General features: G+C 42.4%; 22 protein-coding genes. 8 read left to right on the top strand and 14 right to left on the bottom strand.

Annotation, left to right across the window (positions count from 1 at the left end; genetic code table 11):
- The coding region (locus VF500_RS16980; protein WP_330860821.1) for a hypothetical protein at positions 1 to 197 on the top strand (197 nt) is incomplete at its 5' end.
- 764 nt (positions 198 to 961) lie between these two features.
- Here the strand turns inward: VF500_RS16980 and VF500_RS16975 are convergent.
- On the bottom strand, positions 962 to 2143 hold the full coding sequence (locus VF500_RS16975; RefSeq protein ID WP_330860820.1) for an ATP-binding protein: 1182 nt from the start codon (positions 2141 to 2143) through the stop codon (positions 962 to 964).
- 647 nt (positions 2144 to 2790) lie between these two features.
- On the opposite strand from VF500_RS16975, the gene VF500_RS16970 reads away from it, so the two are divergent.
- Positions 2791 to 3120 (top strand): hypothetical protein, encoded by a 330-nt coding sequence (locus VF500_RS16970; RefSeq protein ID WP_330860819.1) that lies wholly within the window; start codon positions 2791 to 2793, stop codon positions 3118 to 3120.
- Positions 3121 to 3124: 4 nt separating this feature from the next.
- Here VF500_RS16970 and VF500_RS16965 read toward each other — a convergent pair whose 3' ends face one another.
- Entirely contained in the window at positions 3125 to 3433 is a 309-nt protein-coding gene (locus VF500_RS16965; protein ID WP_330860817.1) for a helix-turn-helix transcriptional regulator, read from the bottom strand.
- A gap of 184 nt (positions 3434 to 3617) precedes the next feature.
- On the opposite strand from VF500_RS16965, the gene VF500_RS16960 reads away from it, so the two are divergent.
- Positions 3618 to 3899 (top strand): hypothetical protein, encoded by a 282-nt coding sequence (locus VF500_RS16960; protein WP_330860816.1) that lies wholly within the window; start codon positions 3618 to 3620, stop codon positions 3897 to 3899.
- 970 nt (positions 3900 to 4869) lie between these two features.
- Here VF500_RS16960 and VF500_RS16955 read toward each other — a convergent pair.
- From VF500_RS16955 to VF500_RS16925, 7 genes are all read right to left on the bottom strand, one after another.
- On the bottom strand, positions 4870 to 5868 hold the full coding sequence (locus VF500_RS16955) for an outer membrane beta-barrel protein (protein ID WP_330860815.1): 999 nt from the start codon (positions 5866 to 5868) through the stop codon (positions 4870 to 4872).
- 33 nt (positions 5869 to 5901) lie between these two features.
- On the bottom strand, positions 5902 to 6072 hold the full coding sequence (locus VF500_RS16950) for a hypothetical protein (RefSeq protein WP_330860814.1): 171 nt from the start codon (positions 6070 to 6072) through the stop codon (positions 5902 to 5904).
- Between the two features lie 234 nt (positions 6073 to 6306).
- A complete protein-coding gene (locus tag VF500_RS16945) occupies positions 6307 to 8448 on the bottom strand; it encodes an LA_2272 family surface repeat-containing protein (protein ID WP_414688584.1) in 2142 nt (713 codons plus the stop codon).
- A 15-nt stretch (positions 8449 to 8463) separates the two neighbouring features.
- A complete protein-coding gene (locus VF500_RS16940) occupies positions 8464 to 9447 on the bottom strand; it encodes a FecR family protein (RefSeq protein WP_330860812.1) in 984 nt (327 codons plus the stop codon).
- Positions 9444 to 10016, bottom strand: a complete 573-nt coding sequence (locus tag VF500_RS16935; protein ID WP_330860811.1) for an RNA polymerase sigma-70 factor — start codon at positions 10014 to 10016, stop codon at positions 9444 to 9446. The genes VF500_RS16940 and VF500_RS16935 overlap by 4 nt, the downstream gene beginning before the upstream one ends.
- A 758-nt stretch (positions 10017 to 10774) precedes the next feature.
- Positions 10775 to 11479: a hypothetical protein gene (locus VF500_RS16930; RefSeq protein WP_330860810.1), complete on the bottom strand. Its 705-nt coding sequence runs from the start codon at positions 11477 to 11479 to the stop codon at positions 10775 to 10777.
- A gap of 4 nt (positions 11480 to 11483) precedes the next feature.
- Positions 11484 to 11843, bottom strand: coding sequence for a hypothetical protein (locus tag VF500_RS16925; RefSeq protein WP_330860809.1), 360 nt, complete (start codon positions 11841 to 11843; stop codon positions 11484 to 11486).
- A gap of 926 nt (positions 11844 to 12769) precedes the next feature.
- Here VF500_RS16925 and VF500_RS16920 point away from each other — a divergent pair.
- Both VF500_RS16920 and VF500_RS16915 read left to right on the top strand, forming a co-directional pair.
- A complete protein-coding gene (locus VF500_RS16920) occupies positions 12770 to 13210 on the top strand; it encodes an Hsp20/alpha crystallin family protein (protein ID WP_330860808.1) in 441 nt (146 codons plus the stop codon).
- Positions 13211 to 13263: 53 nt separating this feature from the next.
- The gene (locus VF500_RS16915) at positions 13264 to 13545 is read left to right on the top strand and encodes a hypothetical protein (protein ID WP_330860807.1); all 282 of its coding nucleotides are present in this window, start codon (positions 13264 to 13266) and stop codon (positions 13543 to 13545) included.
- 62 nt (positions 13546 to 13607) lie between these two features.
- On the opposite strand, the gene VF500_RS16910 is transcribed toward VF500_RS16915, so the two are convergent.
- The 4 genes from VF500_RS16910 to VF500_RS16895 all read right to left on the bottom strand — a co-directional run bounded on the left by VF500_RS16910 (position 13608) and on the right by VF500_RS16895 (position 16507).
- Entirely contained in the window at positions 13608 to 13763 is a 156-nt protein-coding gene (locus VF500_RS16910; protein WP_330860806.1) for a hypothetical protein, read from the bottom strand.
- Between the two features lie 6 nt (positions 13764 to 13769).
- A complete protein-coding gene (locus VF500_RS16905; RefSeq protein ID WP_330860805.1) occupies positions 13770 to 14873 on the bottom strand; it encodes a HAMP domain-containing sensor histidine kinase in 1104 nt (367 codons plus the stop codon).
- A 396-nt stretch (positions 14874 to 15269) separates the two neighbouring features.
- A complete protein-coding gene (locus tag VF500_RS16900) occupies positions 15270 to 15569 on the bottom strand; it encodes a hypothetical protein (protein WP_330860804.1) in 300 nt (99 codons plus the stop codon).
- 11 nt (positions 15570 to 15580) lie between these two features.
- Positions 15581 to 16507 (bottom strand): manganese catalase family protein, encoded by a 927-nt coding sequence (locus tag VF500_RS16895; protein WP_330860803.1) that lies wholly within the window; start codon positions 16505 to 16507, stop codon positions 15581 to 15583.
- Between the two features lie 198 nt (positions 16508 to 16705).
- Between VF500_RS16895 and VF500_RS16890 the strand changes: the two genes are divergently transcribed.
- The 3 genes from VF500_RS16890 to VF500_RS16880 all read left to right on the top strand — a co-directional run bounded on the left by VF500_RS16890 (position 16706) and on the right by VF500_RS16880 (position 19695).
- Positions 16706 to 18907, top strand: coding sequence for a hypothetical protein (locus VF500_RS16890; protein ID WP_330860802.1), 2202 nt, complete (start codon positions 16706 to 16708; stop codon positions 18905 to 18907).
- Between the two features lie 158 nt (positions 18908 to 19065).
- Entirely contained in the window at positions 19066 to 19251 is a 186-nt protein-coding gene (locus VF500_RS16885) for a hypothetical protein (protein ID WP_330860801.1), read from the top strand.
- 69 nt (positions 19252 to 19320) lie between these two features.
- The gene (locus tag VF500_RS16880; RefSeq protein WP_330860800.1) at positions 19321 to 19695 is read left to right on the top strand and encodes a response regulator; all 375 of its coding nucleotides are present in this window, start codon (positions 19321 to 19323) and stop codon (positions 19693 to 19695) included.
- Positions 19696 to 19710: 15 nt separating this feature from the next.
- Here VF500_RS16880 and VF500_RS16875 read toward each other — a convergent pair.
- A partial coding sequence (locus tag VF500_RS16875) for a DUF1810 family protein (RefSeq protein ID WP_330860799.1) occupies positions 19711 to 19896 on the bottom strand: 186 nt, incomplete at its 5' end.

The raw sequence follows: 19896 nt of genomic DNA, 5'->3' as shown, positions 1-19896 counted from the left end.
CCTATGAGCTGTCGGATGCGATATATGACAGCACCGGACGGTTCATTTCGGCAACCGCATTGTTGCATCTATACGGTTTGAGTCCAGTGAAACTGCCGCCTTCTACTTACATACAAGATGCACTGGCACAGTTCTGTGATTATGAGAGCTACGACGCATACCTGAGGTATATAGGGATTGATGACGACGGTACATAGCTGTCGTGGTATGAATTATTTGCTACATGAGGAGAGCACGTGCAATGCTATTGCATTGTTGTCCTCGAGCCATTGTTGCAACTCAATATCGGCACACACCCATCTATCTGCACCTGCTTCTTTAAAGAATACAAAATGCAACGTCTCGCCAGAAGAGAAGACATGGTACCTACTCCACTGTCCCCGATCTGCTCCAACCGAAATGACAATAATGTCCGCATTAAACGACATGACGCTCGGCAACGCGGTACGCGCTTCCAAAAAAGATTGTTGTAGGGCAGTTATCATCAATACGAAGATAGTGTTTCGTAAAAACATTCCTAAACGGAGTATCGTTGAATACTAAAAAAGCCGAACCTCGCGCCCGGCTTTTTGTTGATATTCAAATGTACGTTCAAAAAAGTATATAGATGGTACTAAATCAGATACTTAGCAAAGCAATAATGTTGCCAAAATAGTGTCATCTCTCTGGAATGGTGCCATTGCCAAGGATACGCTTCAGGATGTCTTCAGCATTGGCATTGTTCGCGCCCTCGTCATGCCGCCTTTCCCCACTATACCTCTTCATGGTAGTGACGGTCTCGCTCGACTGCTGTGCCCGGGTAAACAGGCTCGGCAATTGGTCGGGGGTAACTAAGAGAATGCGGGACATTTCGGCGGGTGCAAGCGTTGCCACGAGCTTTGCCCGCAATTTTAAGGCGACCCGCTCCTGTGGCTACGTCCTACGACACGTTTTCAGGTTTTTAGGGTAATAATACTCCCGATTAACGCATTGATCTTAATTCTGCCATCATTTCGATTAGCGGAATGGCCGTCGTTGTTTTATTGATCGGAAACCGTTCTTTACCGGGATAAACAATAAAACGATGCGTTGCGCCGATATCTTCACACCCCAGATAAAAACCTTTTGACATCGACGGCGATAATGAGCGCTTGATCTCGATGGCGTAATTTTTTTGCGCGTTTTGCTCGATGACCAAATCAATCTCTGCACCCGCCGAAGTGCGGTAAAACCACGGCGTTATTCCGACCGAAAGGCAAGAGATTAAGTTTTCAATAACAAAACCTTCCCAACTGGCTCCGATCACCGGATGGCTCAAGACGTCATCCTGTGTTTTTAAATTAAGAAGCGCATGAACAAGGCCACTATCGCGGATGTAAACTTTTGGAGCTTTGACAAGCCGCTTGCCGATATTACCAGACCATGGCCGAAGCGTCCGGATCAGCAACAAATCTTCCAGCAGTTCAATATAGCGCTTTGCCGTCATGAGAGAAATGTCCAAATTGGCCCCAAGCTGCGCAATGTTCAACTGGCTTCCCTGCTGATGTGCAAGCATCGTCCATAAGCGGCGCAAAGCGACAGCCGGGATTCGCGAGCCGAATTGTGGCACATCACGTTCAAGATAGGTGCTGATGAAGTTTAACCGCCAACGTAAACTGGCCTCGTCTGTTTTGGCGAGATAGCTGTCAGGAAAGCCGCCACGCAGCCAAAGGTGATCTTGTTCTTTTTGGCTTCCTTCTGGAATTTCGGCAACATTTAGCGCCGAAAGCTCCTTATAAGCAATGCGTCCTGCAAGCGTTTCTGATGATTGCTTAAGCAATTCCAGGGAGGCAGAACCCAAAACAAGAAACTGTCCGGATTTCAGACCTTGACGACGACGACGGTCGATCACCCCACGCAGTATCTGAAACAGGCCCGGCATGCGCTGGATTTCGTCCAGAATAATAAGCCGCCCTTTGTGCAGCTCAAAATAGTCTTCCGGCTCGCTTAGTTTGGCCTGATCGCTCGGACTTTCCAAATCAAGGTAAATCGGCTCTGGCTTGAACATAGCGGCAATTTCTTCGGCCAATGTAGTTTTACCCACCTGACGTGGCCCTAATAACCCTACGGCAGGGAATTCCTGCAAAAGGGTCACGATTTCCTGCTGTGCTTCGCGCTTTATCATCCTTACAATTATAACACTTGTTGAGATATTTGCAAGGATTAATTTAAATTTATACATTTATTTTTCTAAAGCTATTGCTATGAATGCTAATTGTATTGAAGAAAAAGCGTTTGATGAACTTATTGCCGGGGTATACCGGCAGGTAAAAGACTTATATATAACAAAGACCATCTTGATGATTGGATTTGCGGCATGAAGCGATGGGAATGTACGGGATAAAAAAAACGACCTTACAGGTGCTGAGGGATAAAGGCGCTATCCGTTTCAGCAAGCCATCAAAAAAGATCGTTTTATATGACCGGAAATCTATCATTAGATATCTCGTAAAACATGCGCGGGAGCCGTGATAATCATTAACATGATCATACGGAAATTATAAGTCATGCAATAATTCTGATGCCGGGCGGCTTTTAATTGTGCCTGCCGTGACTTTATCGGCAAGTTTGAAAGCCTTTTAATATGATATATTTCTTCCAGTGCCTCTGCATCGGATGCAGACAATCGTTTAGCTTTGACGTACGGAAAGCTTTTAAGGAATTCCAGAAGGTTACAATATCGGATCGTTGCCACCTTCACGTCATTATTTTCCTTAATAGTTTTAAATAACTATATTGTGTTGGAGTAAGTTAATAATGCCGTTTCGTTTTATGAAGATCCTCTCGTTTCAGTTTCAAGCATCACAAAACCCGCTTATCCTGGACTTGCAGATTTATTTAAAAAAACTGATTTTATCGACCGACAAACATAGTATTTCTAATCTTTATGAACTAAGAAAAGAAATGTATCATCATGCGGCGCTGGCCAGATTAGATCACCCGGTCTCAGAAGTTGAAGACATCCACATGAAAATATACGCTTTCCTTACCTGTGAAGTTTTGGAGGTGATTTACAACGATGCCATCTGTGTATCATTGACATCCCGAAAAAAAGAATTCCAATGCGCTTTTAGAGATCTTGATAGGGGACGGTTTAATTGAGCTGTTAATCGGTTGCTAAATCTTCGGGGGGGTGCTGCGCCGTATAATTTAACAGATCGATAACTTCCATTTCAAAAATTTGTGCAATTGCAAACAAACGTTCTACCGTGAGTGAGGCATACCCAAGCTCAATTTTGCTATAGGCATTCTGTGTAATATTTAGTTTGGCCGCCAAATAATCTTGTTTATAGCCTTTTTGTTCCCTGATAATTTTTATATCCGAGACTACCTTCTTCGCTCGCTGATCTAAACTTTGTTCCATAACCACCATCTTTTCATAGGCCCGAATTAAAACGACCTTGGTTTGCTTCAATGCAATTTTGAGACCGGCTGAATTCTGCTTAGCGTATAGTGATGCGGTTCCTTCATTGTGTATTTTTTACGCAGAATGAGGCAGGCCATTCTCACAGGGCGTAGCAAAATATCCCGCTCTAAATGTTATATTTTTACTTGAAGGCGAGCGAATTACGTATCTTGTATGAAAAATACGCCCATATATGTTTTTAAATGGAACCCTCAAGAATGAGAGTTTTCAGTTTGACGTTGAGCTATTTGCCGATCCCGATAATAACATTACCTATCTGATTCAAATAACTGAAAATACTTACCTGCTCGCTCAAAGGAGCGTTATAACCGAGCAATTGCTTCAAATGTCGGGCAGTTTTATCAAGCCGGAATTACTTGAAGCGATTTTTAAAACGATTGATCTTTCTGATCAGCTACAATTATTTACCAGGATTAAGCCATTAAGAGAGCTAAATAAATCCTACCTCAAATAATTTCATTTGTTATCGGTGCTGCTATAAAAAAGCCCACGGATAACGCGGGCTAATCTTATGTGGCAGATTTAGGGCATATTTAAAGGGATATTATCATTTATGTGTTGCAAACGTAAAGTTAAAACTTACTGTAAAGTAAAAGAAGCGGCAATTCCTGTTGAATTTTCAATGTAGAGCGAGAGCGCCAATCGTTGTTTACGGGCTAAATGTAATTTGAGTTGATCAGGGTTAAACAGGTTTTTCGAATTAACAGTAGTTTCAGGAAAAGTAGTACATATCATCTACCTTTGCAATGTTTTTTGAGACAATAGGATTTTATAAAATTCTTTTTGCTCAAAGCCTGTTTTAGTTAATACGTTTAATTAATTAAGAAAGCAAAGACGAGCTCGATGCCCGTCTTTGCTTATTACGGTTTCATCACAAATCCCATCATTTTGAAGAGCAATGAGAATATTGGGTCATCACAACAAACCGCCGATCAATACCCTGGTAAAAGCAATCCAGGAACATTGTTATGCACTTTTAATAAGACCACACGAACACGATATATTTCAACTGGAAGATTTAAACAAGCAGATTGAAACATTCATTAGTGAAATCAGTCTTCAATATCCACGGTGCAATTCCGGAGGCCTAAAAGGAGTGGTGCATTCTTACCTGACGTTTGAAATCTATAATTTGTTAGATAAAAATGATATTACCCTAATCTCGATCACATCACGACAAACCAACTATGTAGAGGCTTTTCGCGACTATGATAATTCAAGATATAGCGGGTTACCGGAACCGGATAGATATCATTATACCAGTTAAATTAGCTTTGATTTAGTAAACACAACCATTTTTAAAAATCAATCACCGCTTCTAAAGCTTCACCGGCCTTTTTATGTGAGAAGCTGGATTGATATCGCATGGTAGTGGTAATGCTTGTATGCCGTTCTTGGAACGCACGAAAATCGGGGATAATCATTTAAAGCTTAAAATGATAACCTAATTTAAACGATAAAGCGTCTTGCACAAGGCGGTTGTCATAATTTTCGTACTTTGCACCAATATCAAGTCCGTTTTTAAACTTGACACCTAATAATGGTGAATAAACAAATGTGGTGTTTCTTCTAGATGCAAAAGCTACTCCTGCTTCACCACCAAGGTAAAACATATCTCCCCAAAACACTCTTAAACCAATTTTAACCGGCACTACGTTACGCACGGTGAGGTTATAGTTATAATACACATTACCATTGCCGTCCATTATGCCATAAGTTGACAGGTATTGCGTATTCATATGCGTATAGCCTGCTGAAAAGGTAGCTACCAGGTTATTGGTTACCGGTTGATAAAGTGTAACATCTCCCCCCAATATTTTATTATCCGATGAGTTGACATCAACGCCGGGGTTAAAGCTGATACCTATTTCCGAGTTGGTAACATTAGCCGGGCTTGCCGATTTTTTTTGCGCGTCCATGCTTCGGGCACTAAAGCCGTAGGCCAGGCGTAAACCGAGGGTTTTGGTCGCTTTATCTTTGGTATAATCCTCATATTTCAGGCTCAGGTCGATACCGTTTTTAAACGCCATGCCTACCGAAGGCGACCATACAAAAGATGTTCCCCATTGTTCAAAGGCGAAGCCGGCACCGGCCTCGCCGCCTAAATACAGGTTATCGCCCACAAAATATCTTATACCCAGCTTTACCGGGATCACATTGTAAGGGCTACCATACTGGCTATAACCGGCAAAATGGTCTTTCTCAAAAAAATGGCTAAAACCGGTGGTTAATGTTCCTGAAACGCGCGGGTTAAAATCTTTCTGGATCCGGATATCGCCGCCAATGGCATATTTAAAAGCATCAGATGTAGCTATACCGGCATCAATGCCAAAACCAACGCGCCATGTTCTATTATTGCTTTGCGCTTTTGCCGTTGCTGCCGAAAGAACGACCAGGATAAATAATGAAAATAGATGTTTCATGTGGTGTAATAATTTTTAGATAATTAGATAGGTTTAATCAACAGGAAGCAAGTCGACTGCTTTTTTGATGGTAAGGCTACTCAGCGCGAATACCATCATGGCCATTAATTGCCAGCTTTTGACCAAACAAGAGATATAAACCCCGGTAAGCAAAACGCTGAAAACCGATAGCAGGATAATTTTAAGCAGGGGGTACTTTTTCATCGTTGTTTTTGCGGATGTGACAACAAGATGGTGCGTTACCCCTACGCTATATGGTATAATATTTATCTGATGCCGCAATTCGTAGAAAGAATTTCCACAGTTTTTTTTTCAAATTATCGAATTCACAAATTAGCGGTGCAGATGGACATGATAAAAATTAGTGTAATTAGCTTAATTGTGTACGCACAGACTAGCATTCGTGTTAAAATTCTTCATGCAACTATACTAACCTTCTTACCTGCTCAGCTTCAACCTATACCCTAATCTCAAAGCAAACTCTTTATAGTAATAGCCATAATCTTCAAATTTAACCCCGGTTTCTAAACCGCCTGGAAAACTAAAACCAGCCCCAGCCGATATCATCGAGGCGCGGTAAGGCCGGTAACCGGGCCGGGTAGACATATCAAAAGACGAGAAAACCGGTTGACTAAACAATCCGAAGGCTACGCCAACATCGCCGGAAATATAAAAAGCGGTCCCGGTTCGTAAACGCACTCCAAACTTTAGGGGAATCATGCTGTGTGACACATCGTAAACCTCATTACTTCCATTTCCAAAAATAGGCGGGTAGCCCTTATCAACCGGAAAATAGGTATACCCCGTTGTTATTACTGCCGAAAGGTGTTCGCCCAGATCGCGCTGAACAAACAGTTCAGCACCGTAAACTTTGCTATAGGGATCGTCCCAGCCAGGGCCTGCGGTTACGGCGGCTCCCAGGTACCAGGCGCGGCTGTTATCAACCGTTTTCTTCATCGGCTTAAAAACGGAGTTAAAAGCCAGGCCTGCCTCCCATCCTATCCAGCTGCGGGTTTGGTGCCCATCGCCTATAACCTGATCGGGGTAATCGGGAATACGGGTTATGTTTTTATATCCATCCAGGTGGAACGAACCACTATGGTTGTAGCTGTGAAATACCGGTCCGGCCAATACACTGACATGTTTGGATAGCTGGAGGTTAAGCAAGGTTTTGAATTGGAACCATCTATCATCCCACAAACCAGTGTAGGCAAATTGGTAAGCAGCTCCAGCCGAGATATAAAACTTATCGCCCAACATGAAATCATGTCCTATACCCAGGCCAAACGAGTGCAGCTTGTTTTCGGGCGAGATATTGGTACCAATGAGCAGATCGCTGTAAAAACCATGGGTACCTGTTTTAAGCGAGAGATTGGTGTTAGTAACATCATTAGTGGTTGCCGATACCCGGTAAAACCCATTACCGATGATGTTGAGTAAGCCGATACTTGCCCCCTGCGAGGTATCGGCAGTATTGACCAAACCTATTTGTAAACCTTTTAATTTATGGGCGCTGTTATTGAGTGCAGCAAGCTGGATGCCTGCAACTATACCCTCTCCCTTGTTGATAAAACCGGCAAGTTGCATACCGCGAACCGTATCTAATGCCCGGTTGCTCACCCCTGCTATCTGAATACCGGTAACCGCCCCTCCTACCAAATTAAAAACCGTAGCTATCTGTACATATTTGGCGTCCATTTTATTGATGTTGAACAGGCCGCCAAACTCAAAGCCATTTACCCCCGCAGTATATCCGCCAGCCACATTCAAAGAAAACTTGTTAACCACCTGCGGACTAAACATACCATGCGAACTCAATCCCGGAGTTAAAGAAACCTGGAATGGCCTGCGCGCAAAAAAATCAGGAATGTTTAAACTCTGGATACGTTGTTTAGCCGAAATAAAAAAACGCCCCATTCCGGTACGTTCTACCCTGTTATTTCTAATCACTGCATTATTGTAACTGTTCCGGCCAAACCTACTGCTTACCGATACCGCCTGCAGAAAATTAATGGTGGTATCCTGGTAGGCGAGCTTACTTGCCGTAACGCTGATCTGTCCTGGGTTATCGGCCCTGAATTTGATGCGGAAGTAGCCATGTTCATCCGTTAAAACTGAAATTAGCTCGGCTTTTACATAAACACTGACATTCATCAGCCGTTCGCCGGTGCGTTCGCTTACCACCAGGCCACTTACCGAATAATTGTTGTTATCATCGGTGATATCGGTATCTAAAAAAGTCAGTCCAGGTAGTTTTTCGGTAATGATGAGGTAGTTTTGATATTCTCGGACATTGTATTTATCTCGCAAAAGTTTGCTTAAAACCAAACCAACCGTTTGGTTTGTTTCTGTCAAACTTACCAGGCTATCCTGTGGCAGCAATTGTGCTTTGTAGGAAAAATGGAATTCACCTTTTTTGCTTAGCTCCTGTAAAACATCCGCCAGGGCCACCCCCTCGGCATTTACCGAAACCAGCCTATTGAAAATACTTTGCGCATGTGACCGGCTAACGCATAACATCAGCACTAGCAATATAACCAGGCGATAGGGTTTAGGTGTTTTGATAGCTGTAAATATCATCAAACGGCTCTCATTTTATTTAAGGATAATCTTGTCCTGCTTTTTCTCAACGGTTATATTTAAAACTATCGCAATCACATTTAGCTTCATATCCAGGTTTTCATTTATATTAAAACTCCCGGCTATTTGCATGTTAATTAGTTCTTTGCGCCCTATTACTATATTGGCTCCATAGGCTTCGTTTAATACCGCTACCAGGCGCACCAACGGTATATTTTTAAATACCAGGTTTTTATCGCGATAGTATTGATATAAATTATCCGGGGTGTGCTGTTTGGTAAACTTACCAGTTTGAGGATCAAATACGGCTACCTCGCCCGGCTTAAGCAAAATCATCAGGTTGTTAACGCTATTGGTTACCTGCACCAGCCCGGTTTCTACAATAATTTCAACCTTTCCGTTTGTGTTTTTTACATTGAATGATGTGCCTACTACTTTTATAGATGCTTTACCCGCTGCTATAATAAAGGGCTTTGCCTTATTATGCGCCACGTTAAAAAAAGCTTCGCCGCTAATAAAGTTTACCAAACGCCGGTCGCCGGTAAATTTCTCGGGATGATCCAACCGGGTATTTTTATTAAGGGTTACTATTGTACCATCTGATAATGTATCAATCCTGATAGCTGCTTTGCTTTCAGTCTGTAGTATTGGGTTGGCGAACCAGGTAAGCCAGATGCAGGCACAGGCAGCAATAAAAATGAGTGATGCTGCTATTTTCAGCCAGCTAAGTCTATTGCGCATAGGTACAAGTTTCGCCTGTTGCTTTTTTGCCTCGGCAGCACGTTGTTTTACTTTTTGCAGAGAGGCATGGGCATCTGCACCTGCATCCTCCTTAAAATTTTTGCTACTCTCCCATATCAGCCTGAATTGCTCAAAACGGCGCTCGTTTTCAGTATCAAGGCTACGCCAGCTATCAATATGCAGGGTCTCCTCTGCCGAAACTTCGTTAAGTACATAGCTGATTAGCAGCTCATCCGTTATATGTAAATGTTCGCTCATTTAAATATTTTTACTAAAAAACAGATCAATAAAGGCAGGTAGTCGGCCAATTGCTGCCTCAAACGTTTAAGCGCTTTCACCATCTGGTTATCTACCGTTTTTATAGAGATGCCTAATTGCGAGGCTATCTCGGCATATTTCAAGTCATCAAAGCGGCTCATCTGGAAAATGGTGCGGCATTGTTCGGGCAGTCCGTTAATAGCTTTAAGTAGATGCTTCTCAAACTCCCGGTATTGAAGCTTGTTCAAAGCGTGCTCGGTATGGTTATCGGCCTGGTTCATACTACGCTGCTGGTATTTTTGTTTAACCTTTTGATGCTTAAAATAATTCATACACTCATTATGAACCGACCGGTACAGGTAAGCCTTAAGCGACGTATGAATGCTTAAAGGCTCGTCCCGCTCCAAAATCTTCAAAAAAACATCCTGCACCATTTCATCCGCGTGCGCATTATCCTCTAACAAAGTATAGGCATAATGGTGCAGTGCGGCATAATGCTCCAGGTAAACCCTGTCAAATTCCGGCTCTTCAGCATTGAAATGCAGTATATATGTGTTATTTGTTGGCAAACGTTGGACGCAAATTACTTTATTAATTTTTCAATTTAGTAAGAGACAATCAAATACCGTTTATCCCCTATTCAGAAATGTCTTTTTTATTTATAATGTCATTACGCAGAAATTAATTTGACATACTTTCCATCTAATGACTCCTCCCTGCCAGGGCGGAATTCGAACCACTTAATTGACCATGCGCGTTTTAAGCGAATTAGAACACTTTTGACGATTCCTGACTGTGCATTTTTCGAACCGTACAGTTTATGGTTCGAGTCCTGCTCTGGCTAAAAATATAGCATAGGATCATCGGCCATTTCTGAAGGCCCCCCAGTAAACCAGCATCAGGATCCAATAAAATAGCGCTATCACAAGTCATTCCTTTTACACCATGAGCGGTAAAACTTGATTTTCAGGCTGGGATACAGATTTTGCAAGTAACGTTTATCCCTTGGTGCATTGCTCTTATAACGGCCTATCAAAAAAACGCAGGCATCCGGCTTGGCAAACATGATTTTTCCTAAGATTCCTGTTAATTGTTGTCTCTTCAACAGGTGGTATTGTTCCCGTCCCCCACCTGAGCTGACGCTAATGAATTCAAAACTAATATGCCCCTCGGGAGTCGGCTGATGCGTCGTCAATTGTTTCGAGATTTGAGCTGGGTTTTTCTGAACGAATGCACTGCCTTAAGATCAGTACTAAACCAATCAACCCCATTTGGACTTCCCAAAACAGATGACAGGTCTTAATGTACGATGCCAGCAACTTTGGAGTCAATCTAAATATCGAAATGCCCCCTCGAACGATGCCCGATAATCTGAATAATGTTTTTTTCCCTCATCTGTATATAGGTAAAAAAAGTACATAACGCCTCTCCTTTTCTTTGCCACACACAGTACATCCAGATATTTATATTTACTTTGATAGTAGTTTCGAAGATCCAAATTGACCGAATAGGTTATCGCGGAATCTGCATTGAAAGTGTTTCTAACTTTGTTCGAAGGGTAATATTTAACGTAGTTTCTCCAATATTGAGCTGAATCTTTTCCCAAGGATTCTTCGATGTTGCTTTTAATATTCGCCTCATGCATCCAGTTCAGGCTTGTGATTCGGTTTGGTGAAATTCTGGATATGAATACCGAGTCGTCTTTTGTCAAGGGGCGATAAAGCGTTGTAACGACTATAAATTGCTGATCGGTTGACCTCAATAGACCGTAGGCGCAAGTGATTATTCGCTCCAATTTTGGGTATAGTTTAAAACATTCACTGCTTCGCAACTCCTCAAAACCGGAGGGTTTTTTGTATTCAAGTTTCATCGACTTGACGATATCAACAGGGTCTTTGACCACTAAAGCCATAGAACCTTGAGCGTAACAAGCAATTGACGATACCAATAAGCATAGAAAGATGCCAAGCCTTTTAAATACTGTCATTGCTTTATCAGAATAGGTCTTTTCGATTTGAAAGTAGTCATTCATGTATTTAGGGATGAGAACCTACTGCTCCTACCCCGTACAGATCACTATAATCATTATTGTTTCTTGTACCGTTTTGACCGGTCGTTGGATCATAGTATTCTAAAACAAGTCCCCCAAAAGAATCGTTATAGGCTCCTGTAACTACAACTGCATGATCAGCACCAGCTCCCGCGTTAAAGGTCATCATAATCCGATCCCCATTTAGCAATATTCCACTACCTGTAATCTGGAGTCCACTACTATCGCCGCTTCCAGTTGTTGGAGTTAACAATGTAACGTTCACGTGCCCCCAATCCTGACCGAGATCATCGATATATTGTGTCTGCAACCCAGAACTGTCGGCGGTAAAGCCATAATTGTACATTGCAGCAAACCGGTAGTAGGAGGCATCACGTGCGCTTCCATCCAGGTAATCGAATGCATTAAAAACGCAATCATTACTTGCGGTGCCGCTACCACCAACAAATTACTATAAATCATCCAAGTTAATAGCTTCGAGGGTTTCATCCAGCTCAAGGGCTTTCAGACTTAGTTTTTTTCTTTTCATGTTTTCAGGCTATAAATGATAAGTGAAGTAAATATAAACTTTTTATACGCCAGAAATTTGAACGCAGACATTCTATTAGGCGGGATAAGCTGGGTCGATATGGCAGTACAGGTATCAGACCATTTATTCTGGGTAAATAGTTTTCCGGAACCCAGTTTGTTATCTTTTTCAAAAAGTTTTATCAAAAAATAAAAGACATTCAGGATCTTCAGAAAATGACTCCATAGATTACAAACTCGGGAACTTAACGGACAAAAAATTTGTTATTTTCCCTTTCATATCAATTCAAAAAGAATTCGGCTATTCAGACGCAACGACGCATAACAACTAACAGGATTGGGTAGACAGACTTTCCAGCAGCACTTCCAAGAAGATCGAAGTCCTTAGAAAAATCAACGCTTACTATAACCATCAATTCAATACAATATACTAACTAATTTATATGCTTCAAGCTTATCCTACTAAAAAGGCACCGGTGTTTTGCTTATGCTCTGTGTTATTACCGCACTATCCAACGCAAGCTATAGTATTACCAAAACATGGTAGCGTTTATAAATATTGCGATCTCCGCAAATATCTGCTATGAAACTTTGACACCCACCGACTGTAAATTTTTCATTAAAACTGAATTTTTTTCAGTGGTACACGGCATTGTAACGGTTGGCACAGGTCTTGATCTTTCCTAAATAGTTTAATTAACAAAATAAGTTTCAAATCATTAATCTATTAAGGAGGAAAGACCTATGACATTGGTTAAATTCAATCCCGCTAAAAACAACAGTTCATTAATGCCAGGCTTTAATGATGTATTCGATTCCATTTTCAATGACACTTTCTTTAACGACCGCCTGACCAGTCGTGTACCCGCGGCCAACATCAGTGAAACTGAAGATCACTATCATGTGGAACTGGCTGCGCCCGGCTTGAGAAAGGAAGACTTTAAACTGAACCTGGACCGCAACGTGCTAAACGTATCGGTGGAGCGGCGAACCGAAAACAACGGTAATCAAAAGAACTACAGCAAACGCGAATACAGCTATAGTTCGTGGGTTCGTTCCTTCACCCTCCCCGAAAGTGCCAATGCAGACAGCATTGAAGCGGCATATACCGACGGTGTACTAAAGATCGATATTGCGAAACGCGAGGACGCAAAAATAGTCCGCCGCCAGATTGAGATTAAATAACCTGTAAGGATTATAAAAAAGACGGCCCCAAAGTGGGGCCGTTATTATTCGTTATGGAATCGCCATTTTACTTATTGATCAGCCTGAAAACGCCGAAAAACTATGAGCCATTCGGCGAGTTTAACCTGGGACATGACCGGGAATTAGCCTATGCTTTATTCGACAGTTTAGATGGGAACCCCAAAATCGACGATCAGTGCCGTTTCCATATCGACCTGATCGAAACCGTTGACGCTTTGCCCGAACAGATCCGCAGCAAATGCTGTAAGCTGGAGGAACTGAGTACCAATATGAAACTGATCGCGCTGGAAATATTCAGACAAAAAAACTTATAGGAGTATCGACAATGATCACTAAAATACTGTTGAGGCTGTTGTTGTTTGCTGCAGTAATTATATTATTTCGCCGGAATGATGACGACTGGGCCTGGTGACCCGGGCATTGTACTGAGGGCCGGGGTTACCGCGGTAACATTCAGGATGAATTTTGGTACAAACAGGTGCGCCATACACAGGTAGTCTTCGATCTTAAGACCTACTTTGAGTGATGGCACTATCAATCAATTTCCGTTTTTTTTCGGCTTAAAGAAGATCCTGAAAATTGTACCGACATTGGGTTTACTTTCTGCTACAATATAGCCGCCCTGCGATTCAACCTGAGTTTTAACAAGGAACAGCCCCACACCGTTTGAGCCGGGCCTGTTCGTAAAGGTTTTGAAAAGCCCGAATATTTTGTCGCCATGACGTTCCAGGTCGATGCCGATCCCGTTATCCTGGTATTCTAAAATTATGCAGCCCTTATCACCGTCAAAATAGGTGCTGATCAGTATCTCCGGGCTTTCGGTTTCTTTTTTATACTTAACGGAATTACTGATCAGGTTCATGAGGATACTGTTCAGATAGAGTTTGGGAAAAAGGATATCCGGCACAACATAGTCCGTTTCTATCGAGGCGTGGTGCAGGTCCAGCTCAGCGACAAGTACGTTGAGCACATGTTGGGTAGCCGCTTCAAAGTTTAATATCTCCGATTCCATTACATTCTCGTTGGCCTGGACGATTTCGGTCATCTGCTCAATGGTCTCGGTCAAATTACCTGAAACAGAAGCTATTTTATCCAATATGCCGGTATTGTAGGCGTCAAGCTGATCTCGTTCTACCAGTTCGGTTAACATGGAAATGTTGTGGGCATAGTTTCTTAAGTTGTGTGTGAGGATATGAGTAAAACTGCTCAGTTTTTTATGTTGCTGTTTCAACAGGCTATGCGAGACTGAATTGCTTCTGTAAGCGTCAATATCCATTAAGGCCCCCTTGACCTTTACCAGTATATCATTCTCAATAACTGCGCTCCCATATGAACGAACCCAAATGACATGCCTGTTTGCAGTAAGCAGTTCAAGCTCCAGGTCCCAAGATATCCCTGACTCGTAGGCTTTTGCCACTGCGGCTTTCATCATACCCAGGTACGGTTCCCGGTAAGAACCGAAGATGAGGTTATGATCCGGTGTCGTATTAATCGGAATTTCCAGGATATCAAAAACTGCATCGGACCAGGAGTCGACATTGCTGATCACATCATGTTCCCAATGTGCCAATCGTGGTTGATTTACATTATCTGCAGAAAGTACGCCGGCATTTATTAATCCGTTATGGAAATTCAAATTCATAAGTTCAAAATATAAAGCATTAACGAAAACCGCAGCTTTTTGGATGCTTAACACACGGCGAACGATATTGTGTTTTGCTTCTATGTTATCTCTGGAATGCCAACCTGAAAATTCAAAAAATACAGCGCATTAAATTATGCTCTGCTTAGTTAACAGCATTAAACTACTGAAAAATAAAACCTTATATTTTTCAGTATCGATTACCTTAAGCCTATTGAAAGACGACTACGGCCTCTTGAGGTTATGTTAGTATTGCTTAGCTAATGCTGTATCCCCTACTCCCGTCCGCCGATCAGAATTACCAAAAATCCGTTCAATCAAACCGCAATAGCAATAATGGAAAACAAATAATGGAGAAGCTTTTACACGGTAGGCAATAATGATCGATTATGTTGATTACCACGAATTCATGGGTGTTTGTTCGTTATTTTGATTAGCATTTTCATTTGTTAAATGGTCGAGCCTGGCAACAATCTCACTGGCGTGCTCCGCACGTGCTGTAGTAGCCTCCGGTGATTCCTGATTTAAATCGGTTTGAGTGACATTGTCAGTATTTTCAATTGATACCTGGTAAACAGCCAAAGTGGTTGTTTGGCCGCTATCCAGCTTTACTACAACTTTGTCTTCAAAAATGGTTAACACCTCTCCCGTTCCTTCGGGAGAGGTAATTCGCTGGCCTTTAGAAATATTATCCATTGCCTGTTATATTAATAGGTGCTCCATTCCGCTACGCCTTTTGGCTCAGCATTTTTCACTTCAGCGCTTTTTACCGCGCTCATTTCCTCGTCCAATTTTTCGGTAGCTTTTAATTCCTTGCTATAATCATTCGGCAGTTTGGTTTGGCCTTCGGTTTCTTTAACATAAGCAATCGGATCTTCAATATAAATAAACTCCTTACCCATGCCTTTGATCTCGCCCTCATTCCAAGCCCCGCGAACGCTGCCTTCAGAAAAATTATAGGCTTGCTGCAAATACCTTGGATCGGCAGCCAGTACTGCAGGTGGAAAATTAGGTTGTATACTGTCCAGCGCAGCTTCAAACATTTTAAAGTGGGTTACTTCACGGGTCATTAAAAAAGAAAGGGTTTCATGGACATATGGGTCATCGGTGAATTTCATTAGGTGCTCGTAAACCAGTTTGGCGCGTGATTCAGAAGCCAGGTTACTGCGTAAGTCGACGGTTAAGTCACCGTTCGAGTTGATATAAGAGGCACACCAGGGAATGCCCTGGCTATTGCGCGGTGTTACCCCGCCACCGGTAATGATTGGGAACTGCGGGTTGGCGCTCAGCGCTGCATGGATAATACTTTCTTTTGCAGCATTTCCATCCATTACCTGCATGATCTCACTCTGGTCAGCGGCATCCTTTAATTCGCCATTGACTCCTTTTAACAACATCTGTATAGTAGCACCGACAATTTCAAGGTGACTGAATTCCTCGGTGGCGATATCCATCAGCATATCGTATTTGTCGGGATGCGGCACCTTCGCGCCGAATGCCTGGGTAAAGTACTGCATGGCCGCAGCCAGCTCTCCGTTTTCGCCGCCGAATTGCTCCAATAACAGGTTGGCAAAACGCGGATCAGGGCGGGAAACCCTGGCATTAAATTGTAGAGATTTGACGTGGTGAAACATAATGGTAGATTTTTAAATGGTGAACTACTTCATATGCAATTTTGAATCCAAAAACACTTTTAATTAAATAAATATTTTATAACGATAATTAAAACAATTAAAGTACGGCACAGTTTATGTCTTAAATTTTTTTATTGGCGCTAACCGACGCGTTCTCGGTGTAATAAAGTTTTGTTTAACGATTAAATTTTTTTTACAATGAATGCATTATCTCCCTGGGCAGCCGCCGTCGAAAACTTATTTCACGGGCAGGACCTTCCAACACTATTTAAGCAAGAGATCAAAGGTTACAAGATCCAGGTACATAGCCTGCAAAATTCCCTCTGGATCGCTGTTACCAGCCCTATAGGAATACAAGTAGTGCTCCGGCCGGCCTATGCGCCAAACGATCATTTTTCGTTAGGTCAGATCACTCGTCATGACAACGACATCAGTATAGATCTCAGCGCCAGCATCGGCAATTACCGGATAAAGCTGGAATTTCCGGATAAGGACAAACCGCTTTTGCGGTACACCACAACTTTTAAAGCCAAAAACCCTTTATTAGTGCCATTCTGGCCCAGAGACATGGTTATTACTGGGCCGGATGAAAGTAATAAAGCCCCAAAAGGCACCATTCATATTAACCAGATAGGTACACGCTCCGGTTTACAATATATCACCCTGGATGAGCCCAAATCAGGTGGCTTGCTTTACTTTCAAAACCTGACCGCTTTAAACGATTATGCACAAGTAACGGAAACTTCCCTAGGCAATGTTGTGGGCGGTAACTGGCCGGAACTGGGTTTCGCGTTGCCGCCGACATTAAAAGATAAACCGATACCTGCTTATCGGGAATTGATATTATCGGACGCTTTTTTAGCATTTAGCCCGGAGAACCCCAAAGATGAAATGGCGCAGGCCAGGCAGTTTTTAAACTTACTGGCAGATATATACCTGGTTCTGCCAAAACCAGCTACGGAATATTACAGCTGGCCGGACATGGTGGATAAAGGTTTACATGACCTGGAATTCAGCCATGGCTGCTGGTCGCATGGTGCAGAACAGGATTACCTGAATGCCTACGTAGCTGATTATGACACACCGCCGGAGCTGATGGTGCAACTGGCGGTACTGCTGCCCCTTACCGACTATTATGATTGGTGCAAGGCCGACCTGCCTGCAATCAAAAAGATCCAAAACGGGTTGGATGCTTTTTACAGTAAGGAGCTGAAAACGGTTGTACGGTTCCTACCGACACTCGCCAAAGATTTGAGTGGCGATGAGGAACAATTGAAACCGAATGTAATGGATTCATGGTACTTACACCATCCCCTATTAAACCTGGGGAGACTCGCTATTCGGGGAGATAAGCAAGCAAAAAAGCTTTTTTTAAACTCTTTAGATTTCACTATCCGTGTTGCCCGCCATTTTAACTATGAGTGGCCGGTAATGTATAATATGGAGACGCTGGAGGTGGTGAAGGCCGAAACTCAACCGGGTAAAGGCGGTGAGAAAGATGTGGCTGGGCTTTATGCGCTGGTGATGTTACACGCCTGGCAACTGACCAAAGAAAATAAATATTTGCTGGAAGCAAAAAAGGCTGCTAAAACACTATTGGGTAAAAGTTTCGACCTGTTTTACCAGGCCAACAATACTGCATTTGGTGCAAACGCTATGCTTTGGCTCTACAAGGAAACCAAAGAGCAGATATATCTCAATCTGGCTTATTTGTGCCTTGCCAATGTCTTCAAAAACTTCCAGCTTTGGGATTGCAGTTATGGTTATGCCAAAGATTACCCAACTTTTTTTGCCATGTTTCCACTAAATGACGCGCCTTATACGGCAGCATATGAAGAACAAGAAGTTTTTGCAGCACTGCATAACTTCCTGTTATATGCCGAAGATGAGAACATTATACCCTCAGTGTCATTGCTTATCCCGGAGTTTTTAAAATACATTTTGCACCGCGCGCCGTATTATTACCCACCTAACTTGCCAAAGGAAATGCTTTCTGACGAGGTGAAGACCGGGCAGGTGGATCACAAATTATGGATCGCTATAGAAGACATCCACGATGGTTGGGAGCAGTCCGGTACGGTGGGCCAGGAAGTTTACGGTGCAGGAGTTGCGTTTGGAATAATCCCGCGCCATTTCTACAAAGTACCTGGCGAAGATTTTATGATCTATTTGGACTATCCAACGGCTGATTATAAACATCGTAAAGGTTCGCTCAGCTTTAAGGTAAAAGGTGATGAACGTTTATACTGCCGGATGCTCGTGGTTAAAAAAGACAGATCGGCATTGCCTGCATTTACAGTTAAAGGCAAGAATGGCGAATTAGAAGCAAGATACCGGAAGGACGGACATATTGAATATTGTATTAATGGAAACCAACAAATCAAATTGAACTGGAAATGATGAAAATACTTTTTTTACTTAAAGAGCGGCCTCAAAGTAATGGTCATTACTGATACGCAGGCCCATTTAGACGGACATGCCATTGTAATCCATCCATACAGTATTTTCCGGGATACCGGCGCGGGTAACCCTTTGATGGCCCGCAGCAAGGAAGCACAATGCAATTGGAGCAGAACAATGATCCTGATTATTGCGGTTACATCACCTTTGAGAAACCTGGCTCTATCTTTACCTATACCGCAGATGGAGAACGGGAATTAAGCGCTGAAGAAGTAACAGAGTTAATTGAACATTTGAGTTATGTACGTGATAACCCTACGTTATGGAATAAATCCGGAGAGTGACTTAACATTACATTGACCTGTCATCCCTTGATTATTAAAAGCTTATCTTTATAGCCAATCAAGTGAACCATGAAGAAGAAAGTATTGATTATTGAGAACGATCAGGATATCAGGCATGTCGTTGAATTTATTTTACACGACCATGGCTTTGAAACGATGAGCATTGCCGAACCTGATAATCTTTCAGAAATCATCCCGTTTGCACCTAATGTGATCCTGTTGGATGAATTTATTAATAGCAAGCCTGGTCACCGCCTATGCCGGAAGATCAAGCAGGTTTCTGGTTTAGCTAAAATACCGGTGATCATTCTTTCTACATCCAATGATATTGAACTGATTGCCAAAGAATGCGACGCAAACGATTATATCCGTAAACCATTTGATATAGAAGATATGGTAGGAAAGGTTTTGAATTTAATTGATCACCAACCGCTGGCTTATTAATATTAACTATCCAACTCATTTTTTCAATTGCAGTAATTGTAAGGTGCGTTGATCCCGTTCGCCATTATAGAATTTATCCAATACCTGCCCAAAAACAGGAAACGTGGCCGGTGCAGCATCAAACAGCGTCATGGATGATTTAAGTTTCAGGTCATCCGGACTACCAAATATTTCCTGCGCATTATTAGTTTCCAGTTGCAG

Origin of the sequence: Mucilaginibacter sp. (assembly GCF_036383575.1) — a bacterium.
Lineage (GTDB): Bacteria > Bacteroidota > Bacteroidia > Sphingobacteriales > Sphingobacteriaceae > Mucilaginibacter.
Note: the sequence above shows the minus strand (reverse complement) of the source record. Positions and strands in the feature narration are given on the sequence as shown.